Genomic DNA, 16,642 nt, shown 5'->3' with positions numbered 1-16,642 from the left:
ACCCTGAGCTTATTAAAAAGGAAGGGGTGAACTTAGTTAGCGCCAGAAACGCTAGTTGTCTGTAAAGGTTTCTTTGGCGCCAAACATATTAGTGAATACCTTTACAAACGAAGATTTACGTCGGGATTGAGCAAGCTTCAGATTATCAATTCCCCTTGCCGCTTGTTCTTTACAATGCGCTAAGCCCTCCATATTCATATCTCCAGCAATAAAGCCAAGAGGTCCGCGTATTGATTCTAGGATAACACCTAATTGATGAAACTCTTCTGTATAGCTGTCGTCTTCGTTTTCTTTTGCTTGGTTTTTTAAACTTTCAAACAGTGCGTGTATCTCATTTTTTTCAGGTAGTATTTCTGATGCCAATTTCAGTTGCATAAATGAGTCTTGAGAACTTCCTATGGCCCCTCCAATCTTGGCACCAGCCGAGGCTAAGACACTTTTTATGCCTGCTCTGACTTTTTCGTTAGCATCTTCCCATACTTTTTGGGCTTTCGATTTTTCCCGCATAAGTCGATAAAGATTGACTAAGTCTTGACCGTCAACCTCGCTTACTATTTGATTAAATCCAAAATCAACACTACTCGCTCGCACGCCCTTAACTTTACCTTTTATACTAGTAAGTATGCTTTTCTTTTTGGGTTCACCTAAATCAACATTTTTGGAAATGCTCACTACAACGGTAGCTAAACTTTCAGATAACGCACCTGTCGCATTAGTACACAAATATAACTTGTCTTCAACAGGCATTTCCTTCCATGCGTTTTTTGCGGCTTTTTTACATTCTTCAACCGCTTTTTGTTTGATGGCGTCGGTTGGATGCGTAAGTGCATATAGTACTTCATCAGATTTGTCGGCTAATGCTTCGCCTTTTGCTTGCCCTTGCTGTTCTTTGGCTTTCTCTTGTATTGTAATCGATGCGATTTTGCTGAGCAGTATAATCGTCCTCTCGTTGAGAGAGTTCATTGATTCATCGGTCTGACGTTTTTTTCCTTTATCGAGTACTCGCTGCACCACAGTATTACGGTTGCTGCCATCCGCCTTTAATTGAGTTGACACTTCACCGTTAGCGTGTTGAATAGCGTTTTGCGACAAAGCTCTTTCACTCATTATATCGGCTTCTTGTTCTAGCCCTTTGTCATTATTAATATTGACCTTGCCTTTAGCTTGTGCGGTGGGTTTTACCCGCCCTTGCATTTGTTGAACAACGTGCCATGCCTCGTGAGGAAGATGTTTTTCTTGGTTCGCAGCTAAGTGGATGTCACTACCTTGTGCAAAAGCATGGGCCTGCAGCTTTGCCGGCTCTGAAGAATTGCGATGTACTTTAACCCCATCTAACGACATCCCAGACAAACCTTCAATACCTGATTTCAGGTTATCGGGTAAGCCTGTCGTGTTTTCCTTTTTTTGGATAGTAACTTGGGCTTTATTTGCTTGTTTTTGCAATTGTGCGGTGTGGCTTTTTGATGAACTGCTGTTTAAGCTGCTTTGATGGGATTTTAATTGTTTTAGCTTTACACTATTGTTGACCGTTTCTTGTTGTTGATGATGAGAACGTGTTTTCGCGGTGTTGTCGCGAAGACGCGAGCGAGAAAGGTTTTTGCTTTCAGCAAGCTGCGTAGTTTCTTCGCCATTCTTTTTGTTTTCTTGTACCGCGCCAGTATGCATGATCATTATTACCTTTGGTTGTACAAACGAATTTATTCAACAACATAATATCGGCCTAGTAAGTAGATTAGTCTGAATTTGGTTAATATTCAACCACCTAATAGTGCGTATACAGATTGCTTGACGATATCACTCAATGACAAATCGTTTTTGCATGCAACGAAATGTTTATCAATTTTGTTTTACGAGCTATCGCTTGGGCTGTGGTCACCTGTATGTTTTTTAGCATGATTTGTCAGTGATTAAGTCTTAAATAAAAGTGGCTTTTTGCCGATACGCTAATCACAGTTAAAAAAACCTTGATGGCACCTTTTTTACTTATTGTGATCGTTTAATGATAAGCAGTGTCAACGACAAACTAAATAGTATGTAATGTTAAAATCACTGTATCAGCCTTGGCTGGATGTTTACCAAAATTTGGAAGTATACGAACAGCGCGAATATATGCGCTTGCTGAGCTTTTCAATAAGTGTTATCGGGTGCTTTGCGTTTCTTTTATGGACGGCATATTCACTTCAATTACCTACCCTCATCGTGCTCAATCTGATGAGTATTTTAGTGTTCTTATATATTTGTACATTAATTCTAAAAACACAATTTAAAACAGCCGTTTTGCTCATCACTGTAATTATCTTAGTTTCTGTCATCATTCATACTGGCGTATTTGGCAGCAAGTCAGGTTTTCACATGCTTATTTGGCCTTTGGCCTGCCTGTTTGCGACAAACAGCACTGTCAAAGTAGACACGGGGCAAAACTTCGCAATATTGGCACTGGTGACCTTTATTAGCTTGCAATATTTTATCCCCGCCACAACTGAGGTTTCATTTTACAGCAACTCGTTATTATTCTTTTTATTCGTTGGTGGCACAATTTTCGTTGTCGCCATGACCAGCATGAGCAAATCACTTAGCACACGTCGTAATAAATTAGAACGCTTGGCTAATCGTGACAACCTAACCGACCTCTACAACAGACGTTTTTTCAGCTCATTTTTAAGTTACCAACTAGAAGTTGCGCTACGTGAAAAGCGTTCATTCACCTTGGCCATGGCCGACATCGATCATTTCAAATCCATCAATGATAAGCATGGCCACGATAAGGGCGACGAAGTCCTAAAAGCAGTAGCGAATTGCTTTAAACTTTACTTAGCGCAACATGACGCTGCTTGTCGCTGGGGAGGGGAGGAATTTCTAATCTACCTACCAGAAAGTAAGGTAGAAAACGCTGAACGTGTGGTCGAGGCAATTGCTAGTGTTATCAGTACTACAACAATCGGTGATTTAGCTATTACGATGAGTTTCGGCCTTGTTGAAAGCGATGGAAACGAAACGCTCGATGAAATACTCCAGCGCGTTGACGCATTGATGTATCAAGCTAAATCTCAAGGGCGAGACAACATTCAGAGCAAACTTTTATGAGAGCGCTAGTAAGTTGCAATCGTTTTATTAACATTGCACCTAAGAACATCGACAAACAAAAATATGCAGAATATTTCGGTATTTTCTTATCGTGTATTACTGCTGTTGTCGCGAACCTGGTTTTGCTTGTTTTGTTTGCTATTGAGTCTATTTATAGTCTCAGCTTGTTTAGTCTCTTAGGTGCTATTTTATGGTCATTTAGCGCTTATCTAACACGGCAAGGAAAATTTTCAGCGGCAATTTATATCGGTCTATTTGATCTGACCTTTCGAGTGGCCGTCATCACATATGTGATAGGGACAGACTACGGCGTCCAGTTAATTTTATGGTCCGCCATCGCTTTTGTCACTCTAAACTCGTCTCAAAAGCGATGGGTAAACAATGTCATTGGTATTATGATAGTCAGTGAACTAGCACTTTTATATGCCTTATTACCTGGTGCAACCGAGCTTAGGCCTTTTGCGGGTCACGAAGACTTGTCCTTCATTTTTATGACTGTACTTACCGCAATACCTTTAATGTTTGTTTTATTGCGTATGAAGTCAATTCAAATTAGACAACGTAAAAAACTACAAAACCAGATCCACAAAGATGAACTCACCAACTTGTATAACCGCGGTTTTTTATACGAACTGCTAGAATATGAGCTAGAAATGATGAAGCAAGCGCGCTCACCATTTTGTTTATGCTTTGCCGACATTGATCATTTCAAAAAAGTTAATGATAACTATGGTCATCAGATTGGTGACGATGTATTGGTGGGTATCGCTGACGTACTAACAAAAAGCTTACGCAAAAGTGACGTGATTTGTCGTTGGGGCGGGGAAGAATTTGTCATTGTTTTGCCGCGTTGTCCGATAGCAACCGCCCCTTCAGTAATCGATAAGGTGGTCAAAAAACTAAAAGAAACGCAGTTATCATCTGAAAAACTCAACATCACTATGAGTTTTGGTATTGTTACCCTAAATAACGATGAGCCACTGGAGCATATACTAAAACGTGCAGACGATCTGCTTTATGTTGCTAAATCGAAAGGCCGTAATCGCATTGAGCTAGAACAACAGGATTGATTTACATTAAGCCTTAGTTTGTTCTTGGATATTGTTATTAAGACTTATTTTAAAAACAAAAAAACCGCCAGATGGCGGTTTTTTTGTAACTTACGTAGCTATTTTTACATTTAGTTGTTAACGGTAACGTAAAATTAGAATTAATTAAGTTTTCTTTGATACGTGCAGATTTACCTGAACGCTCACGTAGATAGTACAATTTAGCTCTGCGCACGGCACCGCGACGCTTCACTTCAATTGAATCTATAGCAGGGCTATGAGTTTGGAACACACGCTCTACACCTTCTCCGCTTGAAATCTTACGAACTGTAAAAGCTGAGTGTAAACCGCGGTTACGTTTAGCGATACATACGCCTTCGTATGCCTGCAAACGCTCTTTGTCACCTTCTTTCACTTTAACGCGCACAATTACTGTGTCACCAGGGCCGAACTCTGGTAAATCAGTTTTGAGTTGTGCTTCCTCAATTTGCTTTATGATGTTTTGATTGACTTTAGCCATCGAATCCTCACGTCCTAGAAATAACTGTCATATGCTGCATCAAGCTTTGTTGAATTTCTTCAGTATCGCTTGTTGCTCCTCAGTCAGAGCTAGATTATTTAATAAATCAGGGCGTCTTTGTAGGGTGCGTTTTAACGACTCCTCTAAGCGCCACTGCCTAATTTTTTCATGGTCGCCACTTAACAACACCTTAGGCACGCTTTTATCTTGGTAGGTTTCAGGCCTAGTGTAGTGCGGACAATCTAACAAACCACTGGTAAAAGAATCTTCTACTGCAGATTGATTATGTCCCAATACATCAGGAATTAACCTAGACACTGCATCCATCAACACCATGGCCGGTAATTCACCGCCACTTAACACATAATCACCAATAGACCATTCTTCGTCTACCAAACTTTCTATTATGCGTTCGTCAATGCCTTCGTATCTTCCGGCTATCAATATTAAGTCAGTGTTTTGACCCAATGCTTGTACGCCGTCAAAATCTAGCTTTCGCCCTTGGGGTGATAAGTACACCACCTTTGCTTGTTTGCTAGCTGCCTTTTTGGCACTAACAATTGCGTCAGTTAATGGTTGCATCATCATCAACATGCCAGGTCCACCGCCGTATGGACGATCATCGACCGTACGGTGTTTATCGAAAGTATAATCACGAGGGTTATACATCGACACTTCTATTAAGCCCTGCTTTACCGCTCTGCCAATAACCCCTTGAGAAAAGAAATTATCAAACATTTCGGGAAACAAAGTAACGATGCTAAATCGTTGTTTTGTTTCTGTGCTTTCGCTCATTAGAAGGCTGGATCCCAGTCTACTGTAATGACCTTTCCATCTTTGTTGACACTTAACACAACTTTGTCGTGTAAAAATGGCAACAAACGTTCTTTTTGACCAAATGCATCATTCATTTTTGCCTTTACTAACATGACATCATTTGCACCGGTTTCAAACATATCCTTGACCACACCCATTTCGTAACCTTTGTCGGTTACAACTTGCATGCCTATTAGGTCCTTCCAATAGTAGTCGTTGTCTAAATCAGGTAGCTGTGAAGATTCAATGCTAATTTGGGCATTTTTAATCAATTCAGCTGCATTGCGGTCGTCAACGCCTTCAAGTTTGGCAACCAAACTTTTGGCATGATACCGCCATTGATCAACTTTAATCGTTTGATCAGTGCCGTGTTCCAACTTAATGTTCCAAGGCGCATAATCAAAAATACTGTCTTTGTTTTGAGTAAAACTGTTGATTTTAACCCAACCTTTTACACCATAAGGTGCGCCGATTGAACCAATAATCAAAATGTCAGACGCGATACTCATTTTTACTCCAAACCTACAAAAGAGCTGCTATTAAGCAGCCGCTTTTGCGTCTTTTACCAAGCGTGTAACACGATCAGACAAACCTGCACCTTGACCAACCCAATACTCAACACGCTCAAGGTCTAAACGAAGCTTTTCAGCTTGACCTTGTGCAGTTGGATTGAAAAAGCCAATGTTTTCAATAAATTTGCCATTACGTGCACGACGGCTGTCAGCAACAACCACTTGATAAAATGGGCGCTTTTTCGCACCACCACGCTGTAAACGAATAGTAACCATATATGCCTCAAACTCGTTGTAGCGTTACCGTTAACAAAACCCTTCCCCCGCTACGTGGGAAAAAGAGTGCGCGAATTATACGTATTTCCCCTGCAAATGCAAGAATAATAAGGGCTTGAGCTAAAAAGACTGAATAGTAAGTATTTAGGCCTGTTTTACTCATTACAAACAAATTTCACCCCTTTTCTTTTTGCCAAACGTTACTTCCATGAAACCACTAATGGAGTAACACATGCACACTATAGAAAACACAGCAAACGCGGGCTTTGGCCAAATTGATATCGCTAAAACCTCACTTTTACGCATAGTCGCAAGCCTAATAGTAGGGGCTATTGTCACCTTTGCACTTTTTGCCGGCATGCAGGCCTTAATTAAACAAGACGGTCAGCGCCCTGTAGAAGTAACGCCGATTAAGGTATTTTCATCCATCCTTGATATTCCAGAAGAGAAAGTCATTCAAATAACAAGGTTAAAGCCACCACCGGTAATGCAAGAAGCACCCACAACACCGATTGAAATGCCGCTTGAACCATCAAGCAATACAAGCTTTACTAATGTGATAAAAATCCCTGGTATCGAAACGGGCATGGTCGATTTTAATGTGCAAGCCATTGACCAACAACCTCGCCCAATAGTAAGAATAGACCCCGCTATCCCGCAGCCGCCGCGAATAATGGAATAGAGGGTTTTGTGAGGTTATCGTTTAGTGTATCGGGCAGCGGTGAGGTCACTGACGTTAATGTTATTGAATCTGAGCCTAGACGGGTATTTGACAAGGCCGCTAAACAAGCCTTGCGCAAATGGCGCTATCAGCCCAAAATGGTGAGCGGTTCACCGGTAGGTATGGAAGGCTTGCAGGTCAGACTCGATTTCACATTGGCCAAAGAATAGAGCCATAGATAAGGAACAGTTCGCGGATATGTTTAGCTTTTTACCATCATTATTGATGCCAAGTTCATCGCGTAAAGTGCCATTACCTGAAGAGGTAATGGCAGACTACATCATGAATAAAGATAAAAAAGCAATCACCGCCTTATACGACGCCTTCGCAGACGACATGTATCACTACTTAGTCACCCTAAGCGACCCAACACTGGCCAAAGATATAGTACAAAAAACGTGGCTTAAGGTGATTGAGAACCCCCATCGCTTTCACACCGCCACCAGTGTCAAAGCTTGGTTATTCACCTTAGCACGCAACGCGCTCATTGATGAATTCAGAAAAACGAATCGCTGGATAGCGCTAGACACTTCTTATGACGGTCCTGATCACACTGCCTTTATCGCTAATATCGAGCCAGACCTTGATGCGTCATTACTCAAGGCAGAATTGCAGTCGTCATTTGACCAAGCACTAATGGCATTGACCTTTGAACAACGCGAAGCCTTTTGTTTGCAGCAGGAAGGCTTTAGCCTTGCCGACATTGCCAACATAAGCGAATGTAAACAAGAAACCATTAAAACCCGCTTACGTTATGCAAGAAGTAAGCTTAAAACTCTATTGGAGCAAGCGTATGACTGAGCACAACAATCAGCACGATGACGATGCTTTAGCCGCTTTGTATGAAAAACGCAAAGCGCGTTTTACCTCGCCTAGTGACGTAAAACAACAAGTGCTTACGCAGCTTGCGACTCAAAAACCGCTTAAAACACCTTGGTGGCAAATGAACCTGCGACCTTTTGCCCAAATTAGCGCGCTCACTGGCACCCTCGCTGTGGCGTTTATTGTCATCAGTATTCATATGATGAATAAAAATACGGTGAATATGCCGCTTCAGTCTCTCGCCTTAAATGAGTATCAGGCTGTTGAAATACATGAACTTGCACCACTGGATGATCAGCTAGCAAGCGTACAAGAACGCTATGAAAATGCATTGAAAAACAAAAGCTTATCAAGTCCTGCGCGTACACAAGAGCGCCAAGTACAGTATCAACGTGCGCAAAATGTTTACTTGGCAAGGCAAGCGGATCTCGTTGTCCATCAACAACGCTACGCGACCATCATGCAAAATGAAGATGGCTTAGATTTGTTAACCTGCAATAAGCATCTATTGAAATTGTCACAAGAAGTGGTAGATATGCTGTTGTCGAAGGATGATGAGACAAACATAGACTTTTCACAGGGACAAATGCTGTCGCTGGCGTTTGACGAAAAAGGCCACATTATTTACATATCGCAAGCTAAATCTACTACGACGTGCTAAACACTGGTGGTTTAGCACGTCATTAGATCAGGTTTTTAATTGGGCTGGTCTATTTTTTACGTCCAAAATTTCCCATGCCTGGTGGAAGCTTCATTCCTGGCGGTAAACCACCACCAGGCATTCCACCGCCCGGCATTCCGCCTCCTCCCATCATGCCGCCCATGCCGCGCATCATGTTCTTCATTTTGCCGCCGCCCATTTTCTTCATCATTTTTTGCATTTGCGTAAATTGCTTAAGAAGACGGTTAACATCCTGAATTTGTGAACCCGAACCCGCCGCTATACGGCGTTTGCGAGAGCCTTTGATCACCTCTGGACGTTGTCGTTCTGCTGGTGTCATGGAGTTGATGATGGCTTCCATTTGGGTGAATTGCTTATCGTTAGCTTGGTCTTTTATCTTTGCGCTCATGCCGCCCATACCGGGCATTTTGTCCATAAGCGACATCATGCCGCCCATGTTGCGCATTTGTGCTAATTGCTCTTTAAAGTCTTGTAAGTCAAAGCCCTTGCCTTTTTGAATCTTTTTAGCAACACGCTGAGCGGCTTCTTTATCTACTTTGCGTTCGACTTCTTCAATTAAACTTAATACATCACCCATGCCCAGTATGCGTGAAGCAATACGCTGAGGATGGAATGGTTCTAAGGCATCTAGTTTTTCGCCCATACCCAAAAATTTAATCGGTTTGCCGGTAACCTGTTTGACTGAAAGCGCAGCACCACCGCGGGCGTCACCATCAGCTTTAGTTAAAATAACACCGGTAAGCGGCAAGGCTTCGTTAAATGCTTTGGCCGTATTGGCCGCATCTTGCCCCGTCATCGCATCAACTACGAACAAGGTTTCAACGGGCTTCACTGCACTATGAAGCTGCTTGATTTCTTCCATCATCTTTTCGTCGACCGCTAAGCGACCGGCGGTATCAACAATAAGCACATCGAAGAACTTCATTTTTGCGTGATCAATTGCCGCTTTTACAATATCTACCGGCTTTTGCATAATGCTTGAAGGGAAGCACTCTACGCCGACTTCTTCAGATAAGGTTTGTAGTTGCTTTATTGCGGCGGGACGATAAACGTCAGCACTCACCACTAAGACTTTTTTCTTTTCACGCTCGGTCAAAAATTTAGAAAGTTTGCCCACACTGGTGGTTTTACCCGCACCTTGTAAGCCTGCCATCATAATAACTGCAGGCGGTGTTGCCGCGAGGTTTAAGCCTTGGGTGCCATCACCTAATACAAGTTCAAGCTCTTCTTGCACCACTTTGATGAACATCTGTCCGGGTTGCAGGCTTTTCGATACCTCAACGCCTAATGCGCGCGTTTTTATATTTTCAATGAAGTCTTTAACAACACTTAAAGCAACATCGGCCTCAAGCAAGGCCATGCGCACTTCGCGCAGTGTCTCTTTAATGTTATCTTCAGTTAAACGGCCTTTGCCACTGATGTTTTTTAGGGTTTGACCTAAGCGGTCAGTAAGATTCTGAAACATAAATCATCAATTTAGTATTTTCTAATTTGGTAAAGAGTATACAATAAGCGAAACACGATGGTAACGATTGCGTTAACATTATTTAAAGATTACTGCAGTTTTTGTACACATTAAGCCTAGGTAGCGAGTGTGCAAAGCGTTTATTTGCACTTAGTTAGTTTAATCGCTATGTTGGTATTATCAATAAAGCACAAGGAATTCACACTTGAAAGGCAGACCTAAGGTCAAGCGCTCATGAACATTTCGCTTTCTCACTTCGCACTTGCGCTCGCGCTGCTATGTTACCTAGTAGCTGGTGTTTTATATGTGCAGCAATTTTTCAAGCAAACGCTAAGTTTAGGTAAATATGCACAGGCGGCGGTGATGGTTGCGCTTGCTAGTCATTTAGGCTTACTCATTCTTGCCACAGAAAATCACAGTGGCGAACAACTTAGCCTAGCCTTTGTCGCGACGATGCTCGCATGGCTAGTCACGCTCACCATGTTTATTACCAACAAGTTTATTAAGAATTTATTATTTCTACCTGTTGTTTGCTTTGTTTCTGCCTTTATTATATCAATTGACTTGTTTTTTCCGGCGACCACCGGAATAAGCGTTAACATGTCGGTAGGCATGGTGGTGCATATACTGTTATCTTTAGTCGCCTTTGGTTTACTCAGTATCAGCATGCTTTATGCTTGTCAGTTAGCCTATATCAAGTATCAACTGAAGCAAAAAAGCCGCATTTTGATTAGCGGTCATTTGCCACCCTTGTTGTCGGTTGAGCGTATACTGGTGCAATTAATGACGGTGGGTACCGTACTACTATTTTGTGCCTTGGTTAGTGGCTTTGTGTTTATCCCCAATATGTTTGCAGATGGCTACGCCCACAAAACAGTCCTGTCGAGCATTGCGCTTGGCTGTTATTTTGCATGTATTATGCTGCATCACTTTATTGGTTTAAAAGCGCGCATCACGATTATTTTTAATTTCGTTGGACTGCTACTACTAACTTTAGCTTACTTCGGTAGTAGGTTAGTAAAAGAAGTGTTGTTGTCCTAATTAGCGCATTAAACCACCATGATTACTTATCTTTATATTTTAGGAACCATTGATTGGATACTTTAGAAACATCTACGCTACCTTTAGAAACATCTACCCTACTTGTTTTGCTGGGTGTTCTAATTTTGTTGTCGGCCTATTTTTCTAGTTCAGAAACCGGCTTGATGAGCTTAAACCGCTATAGGTTAAAGCATTTAGCGAATGAAGGCTTAGCTGGCGCTAAGCGAGTAGAGAGTTTGCTGGCTCGACCGGATCGTTTGATTGGCCTCATCCTGATTGGTAACAACCTAGTTAACATAGCCGCGACAGTGCTTGCCACAGAGGTGTTCACGCGTTGGTATGGCCCTATTTACGGTCCTATTGTAACTACAGCCGTGTTAACCATTGTAATTTTAGTGTTTGCAGAAGTGACTCCTAAAACCTACGCTGCGCTATACCCTGAAAAAATTGCATTTCCCAGTTCATTTATTCTCATTCCCTTGATGTTTTTGTTTACGCCAGCGGTTAAGTTCATCAATTTAATTACGAATGGTGTTTTGATGTTATTGCGCATTAATCCTGTCAATGGCGCTGAAACCGCATTAAGCCAAGAAGAGCTGCGCACGGTAGTGCATGAGGCCGGCGCCCTAATTCCACAAAAGCACCAAGAAATGCTGGTCAGTATCCTCGACTTAGAAAAAGTGACCGCCGAAGATATTATGGTACCTCGCAGTGACATTTACGCCATCGACATAAACGATGACTGGAAAATAATTCAAAAACAACTCACTCATTCGCAACATACACGCGTGCTTTTATATCGTGATAGCATAGACGATGCCGTAGGTTTTATGCATGTTCGAGACGCGTTACGCTTGTTGGCTAAAGACCAATTCACAAAAGCAACCATGCTGCGAGCGGTACGCGAAATCTTTTTTACACCCGACTCTACTCCGCTGCATTCGTTGATGTACAAAATGCAAGCTGAGCGCGAGCGTATCGGCTTGGTAGTCGACGAATATGGCGATATACAAGGGCTTGTTACCCTCGAAGATATATTGGAAGAAATCATTGGCGACTTTACCACCTCAAATGCCCCAGATCACAGTAAAGAAGCGATTCAGCAACCCGATGGCAGCTTTTTGGTAGATGGCAGTGCTAATATAAGAGAACTCAACAAAGAACTAGATTGGGCATTTCCAATAAACGGACCGAAAACACTCAATGGTTTGATTTTAGAATATTTAGAAGAATTACCTGAAACCCAGGTGAGTTTGCGTTTAGCTGGCTACCCAATTGAAATCGTTGAATTGTCTGAAAATATGATTAAAACCGTGCGGATAATTCCTGAATTCTTTAAATCCCCTGAGACAGACAAAGAGGATTAGCAGGCCTAATTACAACTAGCGGGTGTTAGTGTTTGCCGGCTCGTTTCAAGCGGGCTTGAAGCTTGACCGCTTCAACCTTTTCATTGAGCTGTGACAAGCTGAGCATAATGCTTTTAAGCTCGTCATCATCATCGATATCGGCCGCTGCTGCATGTTGTTTAAGCGCTAACTGTAGCGTAATGGGCAGTGTTAATTTTTGCATAGTCCTTACTTAATATTCTCTTGTAACGTTGTAACACGCAGGTTTGTAACTAACTTATTAAGCCACCCTGAAACATTCCTAACTTTTTACCAATAGCATCATGGCTATTGTAATCAACAAGCAAGGCATCTGCTGTTTCAAAGAATAAGGCATTAAATCCAGCACATACGCGGTCTGCGAGTAAGCTAACTAACGGCATGTGGGTCACGATCAAAATACATTTTGGTGCATTTGAATCGCTCGCATAAGCATGTATTAAATCAGCACTTTGCACCGCATTTCCAAGGGGTGTAATTGTGTCTATGGTAACTTGGTCGTGTACCTTAATATGTTTTGCGACAGCACGAAACGACTGCTGCGTACGCAAATAGGGACTCACCAAGGCTAAATCAATATCACTAACTGGACAGTCTGTTTGCCGACTCAAAGAAGACAAATTTTCCTCCAACCATTTGCCCACATTTTCACATTGTTTATGGCCAAATGCAGTTAACGCGCGAGTATGGTCTGGCTCTCTGTAATCTTCGGCTTCGCCATGTCGCATAATGATTAGAATCATATTACTCTATTACCACTTAAATAAATTTGTTTACGCTATTCTACTGGCATAGTCATTGCTTAAAAACACATACAGTTCACTTTGCACAGATCATCGTGTTGATCGCTTCTTTTCTAATGTATAGTCAAGTAACGACAAAATAGCCCAAAACACAGGAACTATTAATTGGCACTATGAATCACTAACGTCAATTTGTTAACGACCTTGAGACTATTTTCTTAACAACACGACAAAAAGCGTTTTCTATTACATTACATCTTTTACGGGTTTTCGATTGCAATCACACAGCTTCACCACACTTTTGAACAAATACTACACCTTGAATAGCGGCTTACAATTGGCCTTTATTCAAGCTAGTGAAATTCATAAGAACGCGCGAAAAGCGTGTGTTTCTGTCACTTTGAATAAAGGTCATTTTGATTCTACCGACTTTCCCAAAGGCTTTGCTCACCTATACGAACACATGTTATTCAATGCCAGTACTAAGTATAAAAACGCAGACGCTCTAGACAATCATTTATTTGCCCATCATGGTCAGGTTAATGGCTGGACGCAAGATCTTTCTACTAATTTTCAAATGAATTGCGATCAAGATGGATTTAGCGATGCTTTTGACATATTTATCGACCGCCTGAGCGCGCCTCTGTTTTTGGCCGAAGAAATAGAAAAAGAAATTATTGCTATTGATGCAGAGTTTTATTCACAAGCGAAAGATCCTGTTAGGCAATTGCTAAGTGTTCAAAAAGCATCTTGCAATCAAAATCACCCTTTTAGCGTTTTTAGTACAGGAAACAACGCAACGCTTGGGACTTTAGATACACAAAAAACCCAAGCTTTGTTGCATAAATATCATCAGCAAATTATGCAGGGTCAACACATTTCTATTTGTATTGGACTACTAGAAGCTGATGAAACACTTATTACGCAGTTGCATTACACGCTTGACGCCGCTTTTTCTTGCGCTAATGAGAAAGAACAAGCACCTAGCAAGAGCAAAGCGCAAACTAACGACGTTGCGGTATATTTGCCCTCACATCTCAATAAGTTTATTCAAATCGAAATAAACAACGGACGTCATCAGCTCATCGTTAGCTATATCGTAAAAAATAATGAGATAGAAAGTCCTCACCGCAATTCTTTGTATATCATGCTTTGTCATTTGCTAGAGAGCAAACATGAAAACGGCCTTTTTCATCTTTTAAAGTGTCGCAATTTAGCAAGTGATATAAACAGTTACTATAAAAGTATTGACCAACAAAGTGATGAGATCGTTATCAGTATTGTGCTCACCGAAGAAGGCGCGCAAACGGCACAAACGGTTTATCAATATGTGCAAGCCTTTATCGATTATCTCAAGCAAAACAAAATTGAACCTTGGCGATTTCGTGAAAAAGCAGGGCAATTTAGCCTAAGTCTTAATTTGAATAAAGGCAGTAGCTTGCTCGAAGATTGTATTGAGCTGTCACAACTTATGAGTACAACAGGCAATTCCATTGACCTACCCAAGTTATTTGCAGCACCTATTCCTGCTAATAACACCGAGGCCTTAACAGCTAACAAAAACCACTCGAAAGTTAAGCCTATAGAGATAGATACCACGCTTAATTCAGAATCGTGGAAATCATTGCCGACCTTGTTTATGCAGCTCACCTGCGACTTTGTGCGCGTTTATTTTGCTTCCCCCTTAGCAACTACAAATAAACGAAGCGAACACTATGACACGCCGTATAGTGAACATGACTTGTGCACTGAGAGTGACCCAAAAAAACCAGTCGTCCATTTTGCGAAGCCACGTCAAAACCCCTACATGGCAGGACAATATCGGCTTGTTACCCAGCAGGTAGCGCCTCATGAACTATTGCATTTGCAAAGCATGCAATGCAGTTTCAAATTTTACCAAGATTTACGCTTTAAATTACCTCGTGGGGAGTGTTATATCTCAATAACCGAACCTCAAATGTTCGGTTCAATTAGTCAGTTTGCCGCCAAGCGCGTATGGCTTTCATGTTTAAACGAATATTTAGCGGCCGCCTTTTTTGACACTGAACTTGCAAGCATCCATTTTAGGGTCTATGCACATCATCATGGCATTAGCATTCATACTGGTGGTTTAAGTGAGCGGCAACTACTGTTATGTATTGAGCTCATTAACGAAATTCGCCAATTTAAAGCGAGTAAAAAAACAATCCAACGGCATTTACAAAAAACCTTGTTAAGTATGAGTAACAAGCCCAAACAGCGTCCAATCAATCGGCTTTTCTCTTCCTTAAATGAGTTTTATCAAGTCGATGATAAAAAACAAAGCGCGATGCTATTGGGGCTGAAGCAAGTATCCGTTGAAGAAATATATGCGCAACAAACGCAATATTTCAAATACAACTTTATAGAGACCTTGCTTATTGGAAATTGGCAACAGGCCTCTGCTAAACGTTTTTACAGCCAACTAAATGGGCGTTTTCAGGTGTTGCGAAGTGTAAGCAAACCAAGTATCGATTCACCCGAAATTCGTTCTGGTGAGCACGTACATGAAACCAGCGCATCAAGCAAAGAAGCGAGTTTAGTGTGGCACTATATTCCATTGTTAAACAACTTAGAAGAAGCCAGAGTAGCAAACAGTAAACCCTTAAAACTAACTTTGTCTGCACGCTCTTTGGTGCTAGAAAAGCTATTGGCGCACACTTTCTTTGACGTTTTGCGACAGCAACAGAAAATGGGCTATGAATTGGGCGTTGGTTATAAACCGATTAGTCGTTATCCGGGCATTGCTATGTATGCCGTATCCCAAACTCACAGTGTTGAAGATATACATCGAGGCATGCAACTAGCAATCACTCAAGCGCAAGGCATGCTTGTAGACGAAACCGTCACGATTGAAGAATTAGTTAAAGAGCTTGTTAGGCAGGTTACGCCCCGTGAAACTGATATTAGCCAAACAGCCAGTCGCACGTGGTTACATTTTGAAGATAAAAATCCAATTTTGGCTTACAAGGAGTTGGTAGACGCGCTGAATTCACTAAATAAAGAAGAAATAATAAAAGCGCTAGATAATCTACAAGAGACAAATCGCGGACAAATATTACTTACATGTTGCGCCCATGAGGCAAGCTTCCCGCATTTCGAACACGTCATTGTGCGCGAGCAATAGGCCCGCGTAAAAGCATGCTTTATGCGCGTAAAAATGAAAAGTTATAGCCTCTGACCTTACGAATGGCCTTTTTACGCGATGCATAAAACATCGGAAATACGAGTGGTCCGAAGATAACCCCAGCAGTTAGCCAGCGTTTTTTAGCCATCCCATTGCGCGTGACCTCAACTAAATAGTAAAACGTTGTCGCGATGAAACTCAGCATAATTGCGATAATGAGCATGTAACTTACCTATATTAATTTTACGTAAAAAAAATCACCAAATAGTGTAAATTCTCTACGAAACAAAAAGGCCTTTAAAGGGCTGACATTCTGAGCGCCGGTAAGCTCACCAGCGCTCAATCAAAGCATAGCTAAAAAGACCTTCGTTTGATATTACA

Annotated in this window: 17 protein-coding genes and 1 pseudogene; 9 read left to right on the top strand and 9 right to left on the bottom strand. The window is 41.6% G+C overall.

The window, feature by feature from the left end:
* Positions 1-51: 51 nt before the first annotated feature.
* The gene (locus tag AC0L6H_RS12370) at positions 52-1,665 is read right to left on the bottom strand and encodes an eCIS core domain-containing protein (protein WP_473389302.1); all 1,614 of its coding nucleotides are present in this window, start codon (positions 1,663-1,665) and stop codon (positions 52-54) included.
* Between the two features lie 372 nt (positions 1,666-2,037).
* Here AC0L6H_RS12370 and AC0L6H_RS12365 point away from each other — a divergent pair, with 372 nt between their 5' ends.
* Both AC0L6H_RS12365 and AC0L6H_RS12360 read left to right on the top strand, forming a co-directional pair.
* Positions 2,038-3,084 (top strand): GGDEF domain-containing protein, encoded by a 1,047-nt coding sequence (locus tag AC0L6H_RS12365; RefSeq protein ID WP_473389301.1) that lies wholly within the window; start codon positions 2,038-2,040, stop codon positions 3,082-3,084.
* Complete coding sequence (locus AC0L6H_RS12360; protein WP_473389299.1) at positions 3,081-4,154, top strand: GGDEF domain-containing protein; 1,074 nt, start codon at positions 3,081-3,083, stop codon at positions 4,152-4,154. Before AC0L6H_RS12365 ends, AC0L6H_RS12360 begins: the two co-directional genes overlap by 4 nt.
* 145 nt (positions 4,155-4,299) lie before the next feature.
* On the opposite strand, the pseudogene rplS reads toward AC0L6H_RS12360, so the two are convergent.
* From rplS to rpsP, 4 genes and pseudogenes are all read right to left on the bottom strand, one after another.
* Positions 4,300-4,653: pseudogene (rplS, locus tag AC0L6H_RS12355) on the bottom strand (50S ribosomal protein L19); the annotation flags it as partial.
* A gap of 39 nt (positions 4,654-4,692) precedes the next feature.
* Positions 4,693-5,448 carry a tRNA (guanosine(37)-N1)-methyltransferase TrmD gene (trmD, locus tag AC0L6H_RS12350; protein ID WP_473389298.1) on the bottom strand — a complete coding sequence of 252 codons (756 nt, stop codon included), beginning with the start codon at positions 5,446-5,448 and terminating at the stop codon, positions 4,693-4,695.
* Positions 5,448-5,978, bottom strand: coding sequence for a ribosome maturation factor RimM (gene rimM / locus AC0L6H_RS12345; protein ID WP_473389297.1), 531 nt, complete (start codon positions 5,976-5,978; stop codon positions 5,448-5,450). Before rimM ends, trmD begins: the two co-directional genes overlap by 1 nt.
* 30 nt (positions 5,979-6,008) lie before the next feature.
* On the bottom strand, positions 6,009-6,257 hold the full coding sequence (gene rpsP / locus AC0L6H_RS12340; RefSeq protein ID WP_472616181.1) for a 30S ribosomal protein S16: 249 nt from the start codon (positions 6,255-6,257) through the stop codon (positions 6,009-6,011).
* A 232-nt stretch (positions 6,258-6,489) separates the two neighbouring features.
* On the opposite strand from rpsP, the gene AC0L6H_RS12335 reads away from it, so the two are divergent.
* From AC0L6H_RS12335 to AC0L6H_RS12320, 4 genes are read left to right on the top strand one after another with little or no spacing between them, the layout of a single operon-like run.
* Positions 6,490-6,939 carry a hypothetical protein gene (locus AC0L6H_RS12335; RefSeq protein WP_473389295.1) on the top strand — a complete coding sequence of 150 codons (450 nt, stop codon included), beginning with the start codon at positions 6,490-6,492 and terminating at the stop codon, positions 6,937-6,939.
* An 8-nt stretch (positions 6,940-6,947) separates the two neighbouring features.
* Complete coding sequence (locus AC0L6H_RS12330) at positions 6,948-7,148, top strand: energy transducer TonB (RefSeq protein WP_473389294.1); 201 nt, start codon at positions 6,948-6,950, stop codon at positions 7,146-7,148.
* A 28-nt stretch (positions 7,149-7,176) separates the two neighbouring features.
* Positions 7,177-7,779: an RNA polymerase sigma factor gene (locus AC0L6H_RS12325; RefSeq protein ID WP_473389293.1), complete on the top strand. Its 603-nt coding sequence runs from the start codon at positions 7,177-7,179 to the stop codon at positions 7,777-7,779.
* On the top strand, positions 7,772-8,461 hold the full coding sequence (locus AC0L6H_RS12320) for a hypothetical protein (RefSeq protein WP_473389292.1): 690 nt from the start codon (positions 7,772-7,774) through the stop codon (positions 8,459-8,461). Before AC0L6H_RS12325 ends, AC0L6H_RS12320 begins: the two co-directional genes overlap by 8 nt.
* Before the next feature lie 49 nt (positions 8,462-8,510).
* Here the strand turns inward: AC0L6H_RS12320 and ffh are convergent, their stop codons facing one another.
* The gene (gene ffh / locus AC0L6H_RS12315; RefSeq protein WP_473389290.1) at positions 8,511-9,947 is read right to left on the bottom strand and encodes a signal recognition particle protein; all 1,437 of its coding nucleotides are present in this window, start codon (positions 9,945-9,947) and stop codon (positions 8,511-8,513) included.
* A gap of 234 nt (positions 9,948-10,181) precedes the next feature.
* Here ffh and AC0L6H_RS12310 point away from each other — a divergent pair, with 234 nt between their 5' ends.
* Both AC0L6H_RS12310 and AC0L6H_RS12305 read left to right on the top strand, forming a co-directional pair.
* Positions 10,182-10,988, top strand: a complete 807-nt coding sequence (locus tag AC0L6H_RS12310; protein ID WP_473389289.1) for a cytochrome C assembly family protein — start codon at positions 10,182-10,184, stop codon at positions 10,986-10,988.
* 53 nt (positions 10,989-11,041) lie between these two features.
* The gene (locus AC0L6H_RS12305; RefSeq protein ID WP_473389288.1) at positions 11,042-12,355 is read left to right on the top strand and encodes an HlyC/CorC family transporter; all 1,314 of its coding nucleotides are present in this window, start codon (positions 11,042-11,044) and stop codon (positions 12,353-12,355) included.
* Positions 12,356-12,380: 25 nt separating this feature from the next.
* Here the strand turns inward: AC0L6H_RS12305 and AC0L6H_RS12300 are convergent, their stop codons facing one another.
* Together AC0L6H_RS12300 and sixA are read right to left on the bottom strand one after the other, a co-directional pair.
* Positions 12,381-12,557, bottom strand: a complete 177-nt coding sequence (locus tag AC0L6H_RS12300; protein ID WP_473389287.1) for a hypothetical protein — start codon at positions 12,555-12,557, stop codon at positions 12,381-12,383.
* Positions 12,558-12,606: 49 nt separating this feature from the next.
* Complete coding sequence (gene sixA / locus AC0L6H_RS12295; protein ID WP_473389285.1) at positions 12,607-13,116, bottom strand: phosphohistidine phosphatase SixA; 510 nt, start codon at positions 13,114-13,116, stop codon at positions 12,607-12,609.
* 274 nt (positions 13,117-13,390) lie between these two features.
* Here sixA and AC0L6H_RS12290 point away from each other — a divergent pair, with 274 nt between their 5' ends.
* The gene (locus AC0L6H_RS12290; protein ID WP_473389284.1) at positions 13,391-16,261 is read left to right on the top strand and encodes an insulinase family protein; all 2,871 of its coding nucleotides are present in this window, start codon (positions 13,391-13,393) and stop codon (positions 16,259-16,261) included.
* A gap of 19 nt (positions 16,262-16,280) precedes the next feature.
* On the opposite strand, the gene AC0L6H_RS12285 is transcribed toward AC0L6H_RS12290, so the two are convergent.
* Positions 16,281-16,484, bottom strand: coding sequence for a hypothetical protein (locus AC0L6H_RS12285; RefSeq protein WP_473389283.1), 204 nt, complete (start codon positions 16,482-16,484; stop codon positions 16,281-16,283).
* Between the last annotated feature and the right edge of the window lie 158 nt (positions 16,485-16,642).

This window comes from Glaciecola sp. G7-5, from assembly GCF_055808975.1.
The sequence above is the reverse complement of the archived record's forward strand: the minus strand, read 5'-3'. Positions and strand labels throughout refer to the sequence as shown.

What these genes read in the sequence shown, in the direction of transcription:
- AC0L6H_RS12370 (WP_473389302.1), bottom strand. Translation starts at nt 1,665, where the DNA reads ATGCATACTGGCGCGGTACAAGAAAACAAAAAGAATGGCGAAGAAACT.
- AC0L6H_RS12365 (WP_473389301.1), top strand. Translation starts at nt 2,038, where the DNA reads ATGTTAAAATCACTGTATCAGCCTTGGCTGGATGTTTACCAAAATTTG.
- AC0L6H_RS12360 (WP_473389299.1), top strand. Translation starts at nt 3,081, where the DNA reads ATGAGAGCGCTAGTAAGTTGCAATCGTTTTATTAACATTGCACCTAAG.
- trmD (WP_473389298.1), bottom strand. Translation starts at nt 5,448, where the DNA reads ATGAGCGAAAGCACAGAAACAAAACAACGATTTAGCATCGTTACTTTG.
- rimM (WP_473389297.1), bottom strand. Translation starts at nt 5,978, where the DNA reads ATGAGTATCGCGTCTGACATTTTGATTATTGGTTCAATCGGCGCACCT.
- rpsP (WP_472616181.1), bottom strand. Translation starts at nt 6,257, where the DNA reads ATGGTTACTATTCGTTTACAGCGTGGTGGTGCGAAAAAGCGCCCATTT.
- AC0L6H_RS12335 (WP_473389295.1), top strand. Translation starts at nt 6,490, where the DNA reads ATGCACACTATAGAAAACACAGCAAACGCGGGCTTTGGCCAAATTGAT.
- AC0L6H_RS12325 (WP_473389293.1), top strand. Translation starts at nt 7,177, where the DNA reads ATGTTTAGCTTTTTACCATCATTATTGATGCCAAGTTCATCGCGTAAA.
- AC0L6H_RS12320 (WP_473389292.1), top strand. Translation starts at nt 7,772, where the DNA reads ATGACTGAGCACAACAATCAGCACGATGACGATGCTTTAGCCGCTTTG.
- ffh (WP_473389290.1), bottom strand. Translation starts at nt 9,947, where the DNA reads ATGTTTCAGAATCTTACTGACCGCTTAGGTCAAACCCTAAAAAACATC.
- AC0L6H_RS12310 (WP_473389289.1), top strand. Translation starts at nt 10,182, where the DNA reads ATGAACATTTCGCTTTCTCACTTCGCACTTGCGCTCGCGCTGCTATGT.
- AC0L6H_RS12300 (WP_473389287.1), bottom strand. Translation starts at nt 12,557, where the DNA reads ATGCAAAAATTAACACTGCCCATTACGCTACAGTTAGCGCTTAAACAA.
- sixA (WP_473389285.1), bottom strand. Translation starts at nt 13,116, where the DNA reads ATGATTCTAATCATTATGCGACATGGCGAAGCCGAAGATTACAGAGAG.
- AC0L6H_RS12285 (WP_473389283.1), bottom strand. Translation starts at nt 16,484, where the DNA reads ATGCTCATTATCGCAATTATGCTGAGTTTCATCGCGACAACGTTTTAC.